This window comes from bacterium (assembly GCA_037143175.1).
In the GTDB taxonomy this organism is placed as follows: Bacteria; Verrucomicrobiota; Kiritimatiellia; order CAIKKV01; family CAITUY01; genus JAABPW01.
This window is the reverse complement of sequence record JBAWZF010000057.1, coordinates 1-16,742: the sequence shown is the minus strand read 5'-3', so window position 1 is coordinate 16,742 and position 16,742 is coordinate 1. Positions and strand designations below refer to the sequence as shown.

Sequence of the window (16,742 nt, the reverse complement as noted above, 5' to 3'; positions counted from 1 at the left end):
ATCCTTTCAGGCTCCACGACCGCCGCCCGGCCCACGACCGCCGCCGCCTGGCCCACGACCACCACCACCTGGCCCGCGTCCGCCGCCGGGACCTTTTCCCAATCCCCGCCCTGGTCCGCCCCTGCCGCGTCCGGCTCCGGCAGTTCCTGCCGGTCCCTGCTTTCGGCCGCCCCCGCAAGGACCTAATCCTCGTCCCGTTCCTGCCCCTTTGCCTTGTGGTCCTGTTCCGTCTCCTCGTGGCATGTTTGCCTCTCTTTCTTTGGGTTATGCCCAATGCCCTTCGACATTGGATTCCTTGGTTTCCGACAACTCGCCTTTTTTGTATCGTGCAATGGCATCGGCGATCGTGCCATCTTTAACCAAAAACACCTTGATTCCCGCAGCAGAGAGGACGCGGAATGCCTTAGGGCCAACATTGCCCGTGACAACCGCTCCAGCACCCAGCCTTGAAACCGTCTCTGCCGCCTGAATGCCCGCCCCTTGCGCCGCATTTAAGTTCTGCGCATTATCATGGGCCGTCATGTTTCCCGTTTCCATGTCCACTAAAAGAAACTGACTTGCCCTCCCGAAACGCGGATCAACCGCATCGGTCAACTTGTTGCCACTTCCTGTTACGATAATCTTCATGATTCCCTCCCGCCCTTCTTTAGATGGTAAAGCATTGTCGCGACACCGCCTGCCGCCCTGGTTTCTACGCCTTCGCCCGCAACATCCAGGCATACTCAAGGCTGGATCCGGCAAATTTCCAGCCAACCATGCGGCCAACACTATTTCCACATCCCCAGCCGTAAAGGGGATAACCCTGATATTCACAGAAGCCAACAGGCAGGCCATCGCTTTCGAAATGGCCCCACAAATCAATGTCTGCGGAGCAAGCACCACCAACCGATCCGCCTGCGCCTGAGGATCTGTACCGGGTAACGCTTCTTCGTGCCTTGCAACTACCCGCCCCTCTTTAACGTCCAGCACTAGCACCTGCCGGGCCACATCAAATACGGGAGAGATTCTGCCGTTCCACGTTGTGAGCACCACTTTCATAATTTCCGCATCTTCATCTTGGTGACATCATCTAAATCATTAACCGTGCCAAAAGCCGGCGGAGCGCAGAAGTCTTGCGTAAGCGCCATTATGAGAAGTGGTTAAGCAAGTTGCTGACACGAGCGCACAAGACTATTTAGACGCATAAACGCAACCCTATCACGCTTTTATGATTGCGTTTTCGCGACACTACAGGCGTGTATTTCCTATTGACACAGCATTAAGATAGTATTAGATTACTTACTATGAATACAAGTAAACGAGCCGAGCGGCTTCCGGCAAACGAACGGCGGGCAGTCACGGTGCAAGCCGTAATCAAGCTGGCAGCCGAACAGAACCCCAGCGAAATCACAACCACGGCAATCGCTCAATGCATGCGCATGACTCAGGGTGCACTGTTCCGGCATTTCCAAACCAAGGATGCGATCTGGCAGGCGGTAATGGAATGGGTAGCCGAACGCATTTTGGCAAGCGTGGGCGTAGCCGCGCAGCCTGCAGAATCCCCCCTCGCGGCTTTGGAAGCAGTCTTTCTGGCCCACATCGATTTCGTGGTTCGGCACACAGGTGTGCCGCGCATAGTGTTCGGCGAACTCCAACGCAGCGGCAATACCCCGGCGAAACGCCTGGTACGAAACTTCCTAGGCCAGTATGTCGAGCGACTGCAAACACTCATCGAACAAGGCAAGGTCCGTGGGGAAATTGCCTCTGTGGTTGATACCAAGGCCGCCGCGACCTTGTTCGTTGGAATGGTCCAAGGTCTGGTTGTGCAATCGCTGGTGTCCGGTGAGGTAGGGAGCATGCGGGCGAAAGCCCCCGGGAGCTTTGCCATTTACCTCCGTGGCATCAGGAAAACAACATGAAAGAATTCCACATCCAAAGCCGTAAACTGGCGATGATCGCCGTGCTCGTTCCTCTCATTCTCTTGTTCGTTTATGTGGCTCTAAGGTCAGGTCCGCTGGCCCCGGTTCCGGTGACCGTGACCACGGTCGAGATCCGTGCCATCCAGCCCGCGCTGTTCGGCATCGGCACGGTTGGATCCCGCTACACCTACCAGAGTGGTCCAACACTGGCCGGACGCGTCAAACGGCTCGACGTGGATGTGGGCGATACGGTTCGGGCAGGCCAATTGCTGGGCGAAATGGATCCCGTGGACCTTGACGACCGCATGGCCGCACTGGGTGCCGCCCTCAAGCGCACTGGGGCCCAAGTGACTGCGGCTGAGGCGCAGGCGCAAGAAGCGAAAGCCCGCAAGACCTACTCCGGGTCGCAATCTCGCCGCTACGCACAACTGCTTCAGGCACGAATCGTGAGCGAAGAATCGATGGATGCCAAGCATCAGGACCAACAAATAACCGAAGCCAGCCTTGCCGCCGCCTACGCCACCCTGGATGCGGCTCGCCAGGAGATGGCGCGCACCGGCGCCGATCTAGATGCCCTCACCAAACAGCGCGCCAATCTGCGCCTGATTGCGCCAGCAGACGGGCTGGTCGTATCACGCAACGCGGAACCCGGCACGACAGTGGTCGCAGGTCAATCTGTTGTCGAGATAGTTGATTCCAGGAACCTATGGATCAACGTGCGGTTTGACCAATTGAACGCCACCGGACTCCAGGCCGGTCTTTCTGGCCATATCGTACTCCGTACGCAAGTCGGGCGAGACATCGTCGGACGGGTGTTGCGAGTAGAACCGCTCGCCGATCCGGTAACCGAAGAGATCCTGGCCAAAGTGATGTTCGACACTGTTCCTGAACCATTGCCGTCCATCGGTGAATTGGCCGAGGTCACTGTGGCGTTACCTGTGCTGCCAATTGGTCCGACGCTTCCCAATGCATGCGTGCTGCGGGTTGACGGTCATCTCGGGGTCTGGCTGATCAAAGACGGCACGCTACGCTTTACCCCCGTCACAGTTGGAGCACGAGATCTGGCTGGCCGCATACAGATTCTGGACGGGCTCAATCCCGATGACCACGTCGTCGTATACAGCCATCAAGCGTTGACCGCTCGGCATCGAGTCAAGATCGTGGATCATGTGTTAGGAGAGCCACGATGATCAACTTGGCCGGCCGTGATATTCAGCATACATGGGGAAAATTCGTCTTCACGGGAATCGGCCTGGGATTATTGATTGGCGTGACGCTAACCATGGCCGGGGTGTATCGCGGCATGGTGGACGATGCGATGGTATTGCTCGACAACAGCGGGGCCGACTTATGGATAGTGCAGAAAGACACCCTCGGTCCCTATGCCGAACCGTCCAGCCTACAGGACGACCTCTATCGCGGGCTTCTCGGAATGCCCGGCGTGGCCCGTGCCGCCAACATTACCTATTTGACTATGCAAGTTCGCGAGGGCGAGCGCGATGTCCGCGCCATGGTGGTCGGGGTCCTGCCGGGAGGCCTCGGCGAGCCCGGACAGCCCCGATACCTCGTCGAAGGGCGGCATATTACACGGAGTCATTATGAGGCCGTGGCAGACGTGACGACAGGATTTCGGCTTGGTGATCGCCTTCGGGTTCGGCGTAACGACTATACCGTGGTCGGACTAACCCGGCGAATGGTGTCCTCCGGAGGCGATCCGATGATTTTCATTCCTTTGAAGGATGCGCAGGCAGCACAGTTTCTGAAGGACAACGACGCCATTCTCCAACAACGGCGGCGAACCGCCGAAAACCCCGCTTTCAACCGCCCCGAGGCGCCGGGGTTGCTGGACGCTGTGATGGGTTCACAAAGTGCCAATCCGTATGTCAACGCAGTGCTCGTGCAAATCGAACCCGGATATTCTCCCGGAGAGGTGGCTAAACCTATCCGACGCTGGAAACGCCTCCAAGTTTATACCCGCGTAGAGATGCAAGCAATTCTGATCGGCAAGTTGATCGCAACGTCGGCACGCCAAATCGGTATGTTCTTGGTGATTCTCACTATCGTCAGCGCGGCAATTGTCGCCTTCATCATCTATACCCTGACCTTGGGCAAGATTCGTGAAATTGCAGTGCTCAAACTGGTCGGGACCAGGAATCGAACGATCTCCTGGATGATCCTGCAGCAGGCGGTGGGTTTGGGAGTACTCGGGTTCCTCGTGGGGAAAATCGCCGCCACTTCCTGGGCTGGAATTTTTCCCAAATACGTTCTACTCCTGTCGGGCGATTCGGTACGCGGGTTCCTGGCTGTGGTGGTGATGTGCTCTCTGGCAAGCGTCTTGGCCATCCATGCCGCACTCAAAGTGGATCCAGCAGAAGCGATTGGCGGATGATATGCATGCAAATGGAATACAGGTCGAAGGACTGCGCAAGCGATACGGCAAGGGTGATACGGCCGTTGACGCGCTGAAGGGCATCGATATGCAGGTGGCACCCGGTGAGGTGGTCGGGCTGATCGGTCCCTCGGGGTCAGGCAAAAGTACGATGCTCAAATGCCTCGGGGCGGTGATCGAACCCACTGGCGGACGCATGACCATCGGCAACACGGTGATTTATGACAACGGCTGGAAAATAAAGGATCTGCGTGCACTGCGGCGTGACCTGATCGGGTTCGTATTCCAAGCCCCCTACTTGATTCCCTTTCTCGATATCACCGACAACGTCGCACTGTTGCCGATGCTGGCCGGGCGATCCAACGTCGAAGCCAGAAAACGGGCAATGGATTTACTGAAGGCGCTGGATGTCGCTCATCGTGCCAGGGCCATGCCATCGCAACTCTCCGGCGGCGAGCAGCAGCGAGTGTCCATCGCACGGGCGCTTGTCAATCGTCCGCCCGTGATTCTCGCCGATGAACCCACTGCCCCGCTTGACAGTGAGCGTGCGCTGACCGTAATCCGCATTCTAAACCAAATGGCTCACCAATACGAAACGGCCGTCATTGTCGTCACGCACGACGAGAAAATCATCCCGACCTTTAAACGTATCTATCATATCCGCGACGGTCACACTCAAGAAGAGGCTGGTGAAGGACGGAATTACTGAGGACCGGATTAGTGATCCCGCCGGGATCGTCCGTCTTGGGCAGGGAGTTCAATCCCCAGGGCCTTGATCTTGCGGAATAGTGAACTTTTATGGAGCCCTAACTCGCGGGCCGCGGCAAGACGGCTGAACCCATGGCGCTGCAAGGCATTCCGGATCGCCTGTGTTTCGGATGCCTGCGTTTGGGCCGCGATCGTATCGCCCGTTGGCGCACGACTCACAGCGGGGGGCCCTGTAAGTTCCAATGGCAAATGGACCCGCTCAATCCTTCCCGTGCCACACAGCACAAAAGCCCGCTCAATGATATTCTCCAATTCCCTCACGTTACCGGGAAAGTTGTGCGCCATGAGCAAGGCCATGACGTCCGGGGCGACTCCGGTGACGGACTTGCCCTGCCGCCTATTGAACCGTTCCACGAAGTGTTCCACGAGCAGCGGGACATCCTCCTTGCGCTTCCGCAACGGAGGCAAGTCAAGTTTCACCACATTCAAGCGATAGTAGAGATCTTCGCGGAAAGCACCTTTCCGAATCTGCGCCGATAAGTCTCTGTGCGTGGCCGCTATGACACGAACGTTGGCATGCAGCACGCGTGTCCCGCCCAGTGGCTCATAGGTTTTTTCCTGTAAGACACGCAACAGGCGCACCTGAAGCGCCGGACTAATGTCGCCAATCTCATCAAGAAACACCGTCCCCCCCTCGGCCAATGCAAACCGACCCGGCTTATCCTTCGACGCGCCTGTGAACGCCCCCTTCACGTAGCCGAACAACTCAGATTCGAGCAGGGTGTCGGGCAAAGCGCCGCAGTTAACAGGCACAAACGGCTTATCCTTGCGTGGACTCAGGTTATGAATGGCACGCGCCAAAAGCTCCTTTCCTGTACCCGTGTCGCCCAGAATCAACACCGTCGCATCACTGGCGGAGATTTGCGGCAAGACCTCGAAAACGCGACGCATCGTCGCGCTACGACTGACCAAGTCGCCCACCTGAAAGCGCCCCTCCAACTCTTTACGCAATTCCTCCACCAGGCTCAGATCACGGAATGTTTCCGCTCCCCCGATAATTCGGCCCTGCTCGTCGCGCAAAATAGCCGTGGATACGGAGATAGGGATGCGGCGCCCTTCGATATCCACAATGAAAGCAGACTTGTTGATAATCGCTTTGCCTGATTTAACCGTCTGCCGAAGCGCACAGTCAGCCTCACACATGCTGGCACGGAAAACATCTGAGCAGGTCTTGCCAATGGCTTCACGGCGATGAATGCCCGTGATGGCCTCGGCTGCCCGATTGAACGAGGTGATGTGCCAGTCGGCATCCACGGTAAACACGCCATCCGAGATGCTCTCCAGAATGCTCTCGGCTCCGGTACGAAGCGATCCCCTTTTCTTTACCTTATGAATTGCCATGTAGAGTCCCCTGCCTGGTCTGTTCATGATGGCGGTTTGCCTAATGACTACACTGATGCCTTTCAGCATGGCAACCGTCAGCCCCTGGCGAAAATATATCCATCCTGGGGCAACTGGTAGTGTCGCATATCTGCGACTGTTTGACAATCTATGCTACCGCAGAGGGAACACGCCATCGGCCTGCGCTTCGTTGATGACCGGAAGTTCTGATCGGGCCGCCCATTCGGTCCAACCGGCATCGTACCAATGGACGTTGGTATAGCCCAACACATGCTTGAGTATGAAAAAGGTCTGGCTGGCCTGGTGCCCCGTTCGACAATGCACAATGACTTCCATATTTTTGGAAGGAATAATCCGACTGTAGGCGGTCGCCAAGGCCTCGGTTGGCTTGAATGTAACAACCTTGTTGGAGGTGGTTATGACATCTTCTGTAAATGGTCGATTAATCGATCCTGGAATATGGCCACCCCGGGCTTCATCAGACTTTTTTCCTGTATAAAAGTCAGCTGGCCGCACGTCAATGATCACGGTGCCGGGCTTGCCGAGTGAGGCCGCTACAGTCCGAAAATCAACGGTAAAGTCATCAGCATCCATTTTCACCGGGTATTTCGTTTCAGTTACGGCTGGCAACGCGGCATTTACAGGGCGGCCTTCCTGCTCCCACTTGGCGTACCCGCCATTCATGACAGCATAGCTCTTGTGTCCCAGTCGTTCGAACGCCATGCCAACCAAGGTAAGGTCATACAACTTGTCCCCTGACAAAAGAACAACGGTATCCGAGGACTGTACTCCCATGAGAGAAAACTGGGCCGCGATCATCGGCGCCGGGAGAAGCATGGACGGCACTCCTCCAATATTACCGCGGAGGCTCTCAACATGGAGGCTGAGCGCACCTGGAATATGCGCGGTGTTGTATTCCGGCTGAGGTCGCAGGTCAATCACCTTGAGTCCAGGCGCACCAAGCCGGGACTCAAGCCAGTCTGTCTCGATGGCCCGGGGCATTGCGACGATTGCCTGATTGGAGGCGGCTTTGGGGGGCATAACGGAAGCGCCGAAGAAAGTGCGCCAGGCATTGACCCGGGCAGCTGCGCCCGCCGTCAACGGCTCCGTCCGCAACGAGACGGGCCTAAGGCAGCGGTCCCGGAATCCCTGCAAGCCATCCGTCAGCATATAGACGTTGTCGAAGCCCTGACGCTGAAGCGAGTCACGAGCCTGGGCAGGATGGGTCATCCCATTCGAATAGAGCACAATCTGTCCTTTGTTCTTGTACGGCTGAAGCCCCTTTGACAGCTGAGCAAGGGGCACATTGAGGGCTCCACGGATGTGAAAGATATTGAAGTCCGTAGCGGGACGCACGTCCACGACCATGAGATCCGGTTCACCAGCCATCAGTCGATCGGCGAGTTCTTCAGGCTCTATATGATCCCGTGCCTGCTCCACCCTCGTCATCAAGGCCTTCTCATCTCCCGCCGTTGCGGCGACAGTCTCCGCAGTCTTCGCGGATGCCCGGGTGGTGGCAGGCGTCAAAACAAACAAGCCGAGTGCCAGCGTCACCAGCGCCAGACTGAATGCCTTCAGAAACGGAGACCCCAGATATGAGGCACGCCCGTTGCGCTTCTTTTCGGCCCATTCCGACAACCAGAATGCCGCCACGCCCACCACCGTGAACGTCAGGATGAACCCGTTGCGCGACATGCCCACGGTTTCGTAAACCAGCTGTGCTCCCTGATCCCCTAACATGTAAAGCGGGCGGATGAGCGGGAAAGCCTCATTGAACATCACGCTGCCCCCGATAGCACCCAACAGGAACACAAGCGCATCAACCCGCCCTGCCGCCAGACCCGCTGCCGCCGTGCCGGGGCACCAGCCGCCCATGACAAATCCAACGCCGAATAACAGGCCGCCTACGATTTGGGCACCGTAGATGGTCGGCATCAGGAAGACCTCATCCAACTGCATCCACCCGAAAGCCATCAGGTACGATAACCCCAGCATCGCGGTAATAAGCGCGGTGAACATCACTTTCACAACCGCCATATCGGTGAAATAGAAGACGCCCGCCAAACGGCGCGAGCTACTGAAGCCGGCCCGCTCCAGCGCAAAACCAAACCCGCACCCAATCACAAGCGCCAGAAAGAAGGCGGCGGGTGTTCCAAGACTATCAAGACTGTAAAGGGTGTTAATCATTCCATTGTCTCCTGACAAACCAGGCTGTGGCATAGCCGCTGACAAATAGACACACCAGAAACACAAGACTTCCGGTGAGAAGCAGCGCGCCTCCGCTCAGGGCCTGCCCGGAAGTACACCCCTGGGCCAGACGGCTCGCAAACCCGACAATCACCCCGCCCATGACGGCACAGACAAGTCGGCGTCTAATCGATGACGCGGCACCCCGCTCAACCCGAATGCGGGCGCGATTCGCCAGAAGGGCCGAAAACAACGCACCGATGAAGGTTCCCACAAACATGAAAACCAGATAGTAATTCATCGGGTTTGCGCCCCACTTCCCGAAGTATTCGCTGCCCAGCGTGTGCGGCGCCGAAACGCACATCGAGAGCGAAGCCCCGATGCGCGCAATGCCGCTCGATGCCCCCAGCCCGGTCCCAAGGATCACAAATGAGGCCAGCAGGACCAGCCCGAGCAGTACCCCGGCAAGATAGGGATTCGTGTAGGGCTTGGAGCCGCCATGCGAGTGGTTGGTTTCTGTTGTCATGATCAGCACCCCGCACTTTTTTTCTTTGGTGTTGCAGGAGCCGCTGGCGCCGGTGCGGCGGGCATCGCAGGGACCGGTACAGGGGCGCCCGGTTTAACAGCGGCACCCGGTTCCGGAACGGTCTGAGGAAGAGGCGGGGCCGATTCATTCCAGTAGGCCTCCAGTCCACCATAAAGCACCTTGATGGGCCGCCCGGTCTTCTGCGAAAGAATGCCGCCGACTGCCATCGCCAACGAGCCGTCGCGGTCCACGATGACCAGCGGCATCGTGCCGTTGAGGTAAGACGGATTAGCCATCACCTCAGCAATGTCCACATTGAGTGAACCTGACAAGTTGAAGTCCGCATACTGAGCGGGCGGGCGTATGTCTGCGACCTCGAAAGTACCGGGAAGATCCATCTGCAGACGTTTTAATTCCGATGCCGAGATGCGGTCCGGCAGTCTTGGAACGGTATGGACTGCCGTAGCCGGGCGGACAATGGGAACTGCCGCGGCCGAAGCCTCCAGAGTGGGAAGCCCTTCTTCAATCCAGGCTTCGCTCCCCCCCTCCATGTTAAGAATGGTCTTGAATCCCATCTTCTCAAGCACAGCCGCTCCCAAACTTGAGCGATAGGCCGAGTTACACACGGTCAGGACGGGCAGGTCTTTGGACAGGCGCTTGCCATCGATAAACAATTTATTCAGCGGCATATTCAGCACATTACCAATGCGCAATCCCATCCATTCGCTCGGGAGACGAACGTCCACGATGACCGGGGCGATGCCATCCTTTATCTGCTGATAGAGTTCCCTGGGCTTTAACAGCGTAAGGGATCTCACTGGCAGGTTGGCCTTTTTCCACGCGTCCAGCCCACCTTGCAAAAAGCCGGCGGGCACGTCGTACCCAATGCGTTTCAAACGGAAAGCTGCTTCTTGAACCTCGCCCTCCGAACCCACCAGTATAAAGGGTTCACCCCAGGGAATCATGATGCCCGTCCACGTTTCAAAACGGCCCCGAATGCCAATGTTGATCGCATCGACCGGGTGACCGGCGGCAAATGGTTTCGTGTCACGCACATCTATGAGCCAGGCCCCCTTCTGCGCCCGGGCAGCAACCTCGGCGGCGGGCAGAGCTGGCGGCAGGGTCTTCTCCCAATCCACGAGCGGCGGGCCATCGTGATTCATTTTGGCATTATGCCCGAAGTACTGGGGAGCATCAGGAAGCCCGTCGATTACGGCCATGATGTAGGAGTGTAAATCCTTATGCTGCAAATAGGCATTCACCCTGCGTTGTTCGCCAATCGTGGAGACAGGCTTGTCGCTCAAGTGTGCGCCACAGAGCGAACCCGCCCCGTGGGCGGGGAAAAACCGTGTGTCATCGGGCAGTTTGGACAGTTTGTCCTTCCACGAATAATAACCCATCTCCGCCAGTTCAGCGGCGCTCATATCATCACCCATCAGATCCGGGCGCCCTACACTGCCGATGAACAGGGTGTCACCCGTAAGGACCAATTCTGGATTACGCCCCGTCGCCGGATAATACACGTAGAGACATGTGCCATCTGGAGTATGCCCCGGAGTGGTCACAATGACTCCACGGACATTGCCAAAGGTTATAGCATCCCCGTCCTTGACCGGCGTGTGTTTGTAGCCGGCCTTGGTGGCCTCATTCATAAAAATTTCGGCACCGGTAGCCTTCGCGAGTTCCAGGTGGCCCGCCACGAAATCGGCATGCGAATGGGTCAGGTAGACCTTCGTGATCTTGAGGCCCAATTCCTGCGCCTCCCGCAAATAGCGGCCAATGTCGCGGGCGGGATCGACGATCATGGCTTCCCCGCCGCTTCCGATCAAATAGGAATAGTGTGAAAGAACCCCCAGGTTGTACTGCCTGAACACGAAGTCAGCCGCCTTTTGTTCCGTCTCTTTGACGAGTTGAACACTGGCCGCCTCGTCGCCGTGTGTTGCCGCCTCCGCATCACCGGGTACGCTTGCCGATTCGGCCGAAGTGGCCGCGAGCAAAATCCCCATCCCTAGACATCCGACCAGACTGGAATACTGCATACCACGTCTCCTCTCGATTGAACTGTTACCAGATTTGCAATTAAGGGCAAAATATAACATATAATGCCGCTTGACTATAGGGTTTTTCCCTACCCGGCACCTCCAAAAACCTGAGGGGGGAAGCGTGATGATTTTACTCATCACGCAACAAGCGCAAGGCATTAACTATCACGATTAACGAGGCGCCCATGTCGGCGGCAATCGCCATCCATAACGTTGCCACTTGCAGCAGGGCTAGCACCATAAAGGCGGCCTTGAGGCCCAGGGCGAAGACAATGTTCTGTCGTATGATTCGCAGGGAACGTCGGGCGTGTTGCACCAGCCATGGCAGGCGCGTCAGGTCATCAGACATCAGGGCGATATCCGCCGTCTCGATGGCGGCATCGGATCCCGCCGCCCCCATGGCGATCCCGACGGTCGCCGCCGCCAGCGCCGGGGCATCGTTGATGCCATCGCCCACCATGGCCACGGGTCCTTGGCTCTGCTCGATTTCCTGAATGGCCCGCATCTTGTCTTCAGGCAGAAGTTCGGCCCGGACTTCATCCACCCCCGCCAGCCGACTCACAGCCTCCGCCGTTCCCCGGTTGTCCCCAGTAAGCATGATCACATGTTGCACGCCCGCTGCTTTCAGCTGTCGGATCACTTCCGGCGCTTCGGGTCGGATGGAATCCGCGACGCTGATCAGGCCGCATACATGCTGATCACTGCCCACCACAATAATGGAATGTCCGGCATCTTCCATGCGTTGCGCCTGGTCGTGCATCTCGGACTCTTCCACGCCCTTCTCGTGCAAAAGCCGGTGGCTTCCCACCCAGAACAGATGGCCTTCGATCATCGCCTCGGCGCCCCGCCCTTTAAGCACACGATAATCTTGAGCCACCAATGGCTCCACTTTTTCCAGCCGGGCCTTTCGCAATACCGCCTGCGCCAGTGGATGGTCGCTGTGCATTTCAAGCGCCGCCACCCGGGCAAGCAGCTCGTTCTGTGTGTGGCCGCTCCAGGGAACAATCGCCTGCACTTCGGGTCGCCCCTGGGTCAGGGTGCCGGTTTTATCCAGGGCGAAAACCTTCACGCGCCCTACGGCCTCCAAAAAGGCGCCGCCCTTGATCAATACACCCGCCTTGGCGGCCGCCGTAAGGGCCGCCACAATACTCACGGGTGTCGAAATCACCAGAGCGCAAGGGCAGGCAATCACCAGCATCACGAGCGCTTCGTAGAACCAACGTCCCCACTCTCCACCAAACAAGGGGGGTACGATGGCGACCAGGAACGCCATGGCGATCATGGCGGGGGTATAGTAACGCGCAAACGTCTCCACCCATTGCTCCACGGGTGCACGGCGGGCTTGCGCCTGCTCCACCATGCGAATGATTCGCGCCAGTGTGGTATCGGTCGCAGGCTTGGTGGCTCTAAACTCAATGGCCCCCTCTTCGTTGATGGACCCTGCAAAAACCTCATCCCCTACCTCTTTGGAAACGGGCATCGATTCACCGGTAATCGGCGCCTGGTTGACCGCCGTTCGGCCTTTGGTGAGGATCCCGTCCAGCGGGATCCGTTCACCGGGCCGCACCAGGACCGTTGATCCGGGCGGGACGTCCTCAACCGGTTTTTCAATAATGTCTCCGTCATGGGGACAGATGTAACGTGCCAGCGAGGGGGTCAGGTTCACGAGACTGCGGATCGCCCGGCGGGCATGGCCCACGCTCCACGATTCCAGGAGCAGGGAAAAGGAGAACAGAAACGAAACGGTGGCGGCCTCAAACCATTGGCCAATTACCATCGCCCCGCTCACGGCAATCGTCATCAACAAGTTCATGTCCGCCCGGAACCGACGTAAGGCATGCCATGACTTCGGGACAAAGAACCATCCGCCCATCAACACGGCTGCGGAGTATAAACAGATGACTGACAGCGGGTATTCGTGATGCTCCATTCCCGCCCCGCCTGTCAACACATGCAGGAGATCCCCGTGCAGTAACAAATGCGCCAGAAAACCGGCCGCCACTAAAGCGCCTGAAGCCCCGCACATAACTGACCGGCCATGTCGCCGCCACCAGCCTTCTTCGCCTGCCCCAGCCCCGGACCGATTGTTTTCGTCTACGGCTTGCGCCTCCAAACCGGCCTGCCGCACCGCGATGCGGATGGACTCCTCATCCCCTTGGGCCTCAGCCTGGTGCACCGTCATCACGCCGTCGATGAGATTGAAGTCAAGCGAGTCAATTCCCGGGAGTTTGCCAACCGTCGCCTTCAGCGCATTGACTTCTTCCACACAATCCATTCCCCGAATTCTATATTTCTTCTGGATCATGTCGGAGAATTTATTTTAACCGCTTTCAAAAAAACAGCTCAAGACGGGGGAGAAAATGAGCCTGTAAGGGAGAATACAATTATCCGCTCTCCAGTAATTGTACTGATATCAGTATGCATGCTGCGAACGCTATGCCCCGTGATGTCACGGATGATGACTTCAAGAAGCGGCCGGGCTTTCTCCAATAATTCCATGCGAACTTGCTTGATTAATGTGCGCCCATGCGATTCTCGCTCACTTTTGGCAAGTTGTTTTTCAGCCGGGGTGAGTACGCCATGTAACCGCACGACAATAAGATCATCAATAATAAAGGTTCGAGCATCCTCCGGCCCCCTGCCCATATACTCGCGCTCAAACTTTATGAGGGCTTCACTAATTTCGGCTTCAAGCTGCCCTTTTGTCTTATTTACGCACACTGATTTCATGTGATTCATGGTTAGCCTCTTCCGGGTGACCTACGGGTGGATAATAGGCCTCGGTGCATGACGCAGTCAAGTCGCTCCGATTCAATGAGCGGCTATTGGCTTTAATTAGGACTCTGGCCCGCCATGTCCAGTAAGCGCCAGCTAATATCACGATGACACTGACTGAAAGCGCCGCGGCATGGCCGTTCGTAAGATCATATAATAATCCGCCAGTCGCAGGTCCGATCATTCCCGACAGCCCATAGGCCAGGAACAACAACGGATATACCCGCCCCACTTCGGCCATCCCGTAGTGCGAAGCGACTTGCGCCGCGTACATCACAAAAGAAGCTCCGAAGCCAAAGCCTACCATAAGTGCCGCGACTGAGAACGTCACATTCTCCAGCCGCGCTGGCAGCAATATGACCAGAGACAAGCCGAGAAACAACAGTGAGATCGGGATGGTCTTGTAGCCCAGGCGATCCCAAATCCAGCCCCAGGAAATACGGCCGAAAGTGTTGCCCACCGCAAAAGAACTGATAGCCCACACAGCTTGGTCAGGGGGTAACCCGCCTGCCATCCCGATGGGCTTGAGATTGCCGATAATTAGCAGGCCGGCAAATGTGCCACAGAACATTCCTACGGCAAGGGCAAGGAAAACAGGATCTTTCACCAAATGCTTTCGGAGCCTGAGACTGGCGCCATAACCCGCATGAGCGGTCGGAGGACGAAATAAAAGAAGGGCGCCCAAAGACACCGCCGCGCCGTACAACCAGCCCATGGCTCGAAATATCTCAAATACAGTCCATCCATGATTCAACCACCTCGTTGCCAGTGCTGAGAGCAATATGGCCCCTACACCAAATCCACCGACAGCCATACCGGTCACCATTCCCTTGTGTTTGGGAAACCACTGGATCCCTGTTGCGAGAGCCGCAACATAGCCGAAGCCAATGCCCGCGCCAGCGACCAGACTAAATCCGCCCAACAGAATAAGATAATGTCCACCGGAGGCGGCAGAGATCAGATACCCGCCGGAAAACAGTGCCCCGCCCATCCATGCAACACGGCGTGGTCCCCATCGGAACAGCAATCGTCCGGCAAACACCATGGCCACGGTGAAGGATGCAAAAGACAAACCAAAGATAAATTGGGTCTGACTGGATGACAGTCCGTAGTCCGTATTAAGACTGGGAACGAATGCACTCCACGCATAGACGCCACCCAGGCAGGTCTGAATGAGCACGGCTCCCAGAAGGGCGAACAGGGGTTTCATCAGCTTGCGGGGCCTGTACCTTGTATTTCTGCCGCCCTTAGAAGCCTGTCGCTCGCTGAATCAAGCAATCCCGGATGCATCTGTTCCTGCCGTTGCAATTCAAGACATTGAAAAATCCATGCGGCCGCTTCGCGTATGCCAGGGACAACCGTTCGGCCTGGAGGTAGTTCCTGGCGGTGTCTTACCCCATGGCCGGTCAGGACATAGATGCCGGAGGCTCCTACATTGTCAGCCAGTTCGACATCATGTGGATGGTCGCCAACCACAAACGAACGATGCAAATCCAGCCAATATTCAGCCGCTGCCCGCTCCAGGAACATGGGATTGGGCTTGATGCATGCACACCCATCCTCACGCCGGTGCGGACAGCAGTAGACGGCTGTGATGCGGATCCCAGCCCGACGAAGTTGATCCACAACAAAGGCATTGACCGTATTGGCTTCGTCCTCTGTAAGCAGACCTTTTCCCACTCCTGACTGATTCGTTACAATGTATAGACGAGCATGATCTTGCAGACTCCTGAGAGCGTCAAACGTATCCGCAAAGAACACAACATCACCCGGATCACGGAGATACCCGCAGTCTTCAATCAATGTCCCGTCACGGTCAAGGAACACGGCGGGCAGACCGTGGGACGGCACTGCCTGATGATGGCCAGTGCTGACCACTAAGCCAGGCTCCGCACAAAACGATCAATGCGCTCAAGCCCCTTCTCGATGTTAGCCATACCGGTGGCATAACTGATGCGCAGGTAGTCGTCCGTACCGAATGCAATACCGGGCACAGCGGCAACCTTCTCCTGTTCCAGCAGCCTTGAACAAAACTCGAGCGATGATGCGCGTTGCGATATGCGATAGTTCATACGATGATTTCCCTAAATTCCTGTTGCTAAGTAATTCTGATCAACCTTGTCTGACATCAGCAAGTCTCCGCACTAACGCCCGTAACTCCCCATTCAACTCTTTCGGCATCTTGCAGCCAAACTGGCTGAAATACGCCTCGGCATCCTGCACTTCCTTTTTCCAGTTTTCAGCATCGACCCGGAGAAGTTCCTGTTGATTCTCAAGACTGATATCAAGGCCCGCCAGATCCAACGCCCCCGGTGACGGCAGCAATCCGATAGGGGTCTCCTTCGCCTCCCCTGTTCCGTCAACACGTTCACAGATCCATTTCCGATCCATCGCACCATTGTATATTGGCGGGACAACACAATTTGGCGATTTCCGTGACCCAGTTGATAAGTTTATTGTTCTGCGTTGGTATTATGGTCATATGTTTTTTCTTTCCTAGCGGGTTGTACTAAAACAAAAAAGGCCAGCACAACCTCCTAGAGGTTGATACTGACCTTGCGATTCGAATCACCACCCGTCCTGGCGGGCCGCACTCAACTCACAATATTTCTTCCACACACATGCGTGGACTCCACCAACCCCGGTAATCTACTAGCCACTGATGCTCACGCACCACTTTCAACAGAACACCCAGATTGTTGTTATTGGCGGCGCAAGATATCATCAAATCGGAACAAGTCAAGATATGATGTTTACACAGCTGCGATTCAGACACTGGGGAGGGGCCGACCGGGTTCTGCCCCCTCGGCCCAGCG

At 56.8% G+C, this 16,742-nt stretch carries 15 protein-coding genes and 1 pseudogene; 4 read left to right on the top strand and 12 right to left on the bottom strand.

The window, feature by feature from the left end; translation table 11 throughout:
* Positions 1–6 precede the first annotated feature (6 nt).
* Both WCI03_13200 and WCI03_13195 read right to left on the bottom strand, forming a co-directional pair.
* Complete coding sequence (locus tag WCI03_13200) at positions 7–243, bottom strand: DUF5320 family protein (GenBank protein MEI8140809.1); 237 nt, start codon at positions 241–243, stop codon at positions 7–9.
* A gap of 21 nt (positions 244–264) precedes the next feature.
* Positions 265–1,038 carry a NifB/NifX family molybdenum-iron cluster-binding protein gene (locus WCI03_13195; GenBank protein ID MEI8140808.1) on the bottom strand — a complete coding sequence of 258 codons (774 nt, stop codon included), beginning with the start codon at positions 1,036–1,038 and terminating at the stop codon, positions 265–267.
* Between the two features lie 245 nt (positions 1,039–1,283).
* Here WCI03_13195 and WCI03_13190 point away from each other — a divergent pair, with 245 nt between their 5' ends.
* Genes WCI03_13190 through WCI03_13175 form a run of 4 tightly spaced genes read left to right on the top strand, consistent with a single transcriptional unit; the run spans position 1,284 to position 4,996 of the window.
* Entirely contained in the window at positions 1,284–1,898 is a 615-nt protein-coding gene (locus WCI03_13190; protein MEI8140807.1) for a TetR/AcrR family transcriptional regulator, read from the top strand.
* Positions 1,895–3,088 (top strand): efflux RND transporter periplasmic adaptor subunit, encoded by a 1,194-nt coding sequence (locus WCI03_13185; GenBank protein MEI8140806.1) that lies wholly within the window; start codon positions 1,895–1,897, stop codon positions 3,086–3,088. The genes WCI03_13190 and WCI03_13185 overlap by 4 nt, the downstream gene beginning before the upstream one ends.
* A complete protein-coding gene (locus WCI03_13180) occupies positions 3,085–4,287 on the top strand; it encodes an ABC transporter permease (protein MEI8140805.1) in 1,203 nt (400 codons plus the stop codon). The genes WCI03_13185 and WCI03_13180 overlap by 4 nt, the downstream gene beginning before the upstream one ends.
* A 1-nt stretch (position 4,288) precedes the next feature.
* Positions 4,289–4,996, top strand: a complete 708-nt coding sequence (locus WCI03_13175; GenBank protein ID MEI8140804.1) for an ABC transporter ATP-binding protein — start codon at positions 4,289–4,291, stop codon at positions 4,994–4,996.
* An 8-nt stretch (positions 4,997–5,004) separates the two neighbouring features.
* Here WCI03_13175 and WCI03_13170 read toward each other — a convergent pair whose 3' ends face one another.
* The 10 genes and pseudogenes from WCI03_13170 to WCI03_13125 all read right to left on the bottom strand — a co-directional run bounded on the left by WCI03_13170 (position 5,005) and on the right by WCI03_13125 (position 16,317).
* On the bottom strand, positions 5,005–6,396 hold the full coding sequence (locus WCI03_13170; GenBank protein ID MEI8140803.1) for a sigma 54-interacting transcriptional regulator: 1,392 nt from the start codon (positions 6,394–6,396) through the stop codon (positions 5,005–5,007).
* Positions 6,397–6,549: 153 nt separating this feature from the next.
* The gene (locus tag WCI03_13165) at positions 6,550–8,583 is read right to left on the bottom strand and encodes a rhodanese-like domain-containing protein (protein ID MEI8140802.1); all 2,034 of its coding nucleotides are present in this window, start codon (positions 8,581–8,583) and stop codon (positions 6,550–6,552) included.
* The gene (locus tag WCI03_13160) at positions 8,576–9,109 is read right to left on the bottom strand and encodes a YeeE/YedE thiosulfate transporter family protein (GenBank protein MEI8140801.1); all 534 of its coding nucleotides are present in this window, start codon (positions 9,107–9,109) and stop codon (positions 8,576–8,578) included. Before WCI03_13160 ends, WCI03_13165 begins: the two co-directional genes overlap by 8 nt.
* Before the next feature lie 2 nt (positions 9,110–9,111).
* The gene (locus WCI03_13155) at positions 9,112–11,148 is read right to left on the bottom strand and encodes a rhodanese-like domain-containing protein (GenBank protein ID MEI8140800.1); all 2,037 of its coding nucleotides are present in this window, start codon (positions 11,146–11,148) and stop codon (positions 9,112–9,114) included.
* A 133-nt stretch (positions 11,149–11,281) separates the two neighbouring features.
* Complete coding sequence (locus WCI03_13150) at positions 11,282–13,456, bottom strand: heavy metal translocating P-type ATPase (protein MEI8140799.1); 2,175 nt, start codon at positions 13,454–13,456, stop codon at positions 11,282–11,284.
* 38 nt (positions 13,457–13,494) lie between these two features.
* On the bottom strand, positions 13,495–13,890 hold the full coding sequence (locus tag WCI03_13145; protein MEI8140798.1) for a DUF2294 domain-containing protein: 396 nt from the start codon (positions 13,888–13,890) through the stop codon (positions 13,495–13,497).
* Positions 13,859–15,136 (bottom strand): MFS transporter, encoded by a 1,278-nt coding sequence (locus WCI03_13140; GenBank protein ID MEI8140797.1) that lies wholly within the window; start codon positions 15,134–15,136, stop codon positions 13,859–13,861. Before WCI03_13140 ends, WCI03_13145 begins: the two co-directional genes overlap by 32 nt.
* Positions 15,136–15,804: an HAD family hydrolase gene (locus WCI03_13135; GenBank protein MEI8140796.1), complete on the bottom strand. Its 669-nt coding sequence runs from the start codon at positions 15,802–15,804 to the stop codon at positions 15,136–15,138. The genes WCI03_13140 and WCI03_13135 overlap by 1 nt, the downstream gene beginning before the upstream one ends.
* Positions 15,804–15,968: pseudogene (locus WCI03_13130) on the bottom strand (aminotransferase class I/II-fold pyridoxal phosphate-dependent enzyme). The gene WCI03_13135 and the pseudogene WCI03_13130 overlap by 1 nt, the downstream one beginning before the upstream one ends.
* A 70-nt stretch (positions 15,969–16,038) precedes the next feature.
* The gene (locus tag WCI03_13125; GenBank protein MEI8140795.1) at positions 16,039–16,317 is read right to left on the bottom strand and encodes a phosphoenolpyruvate carboxykinase domain-containing protein; all 279 of its coding nucleotides are present in this window, start codon (positions 16,315–16,317) and stop codon (positions 16,039–16,041) included.
* Positions 16,318–16,742 lie beyond the last annotated feature (425 nt).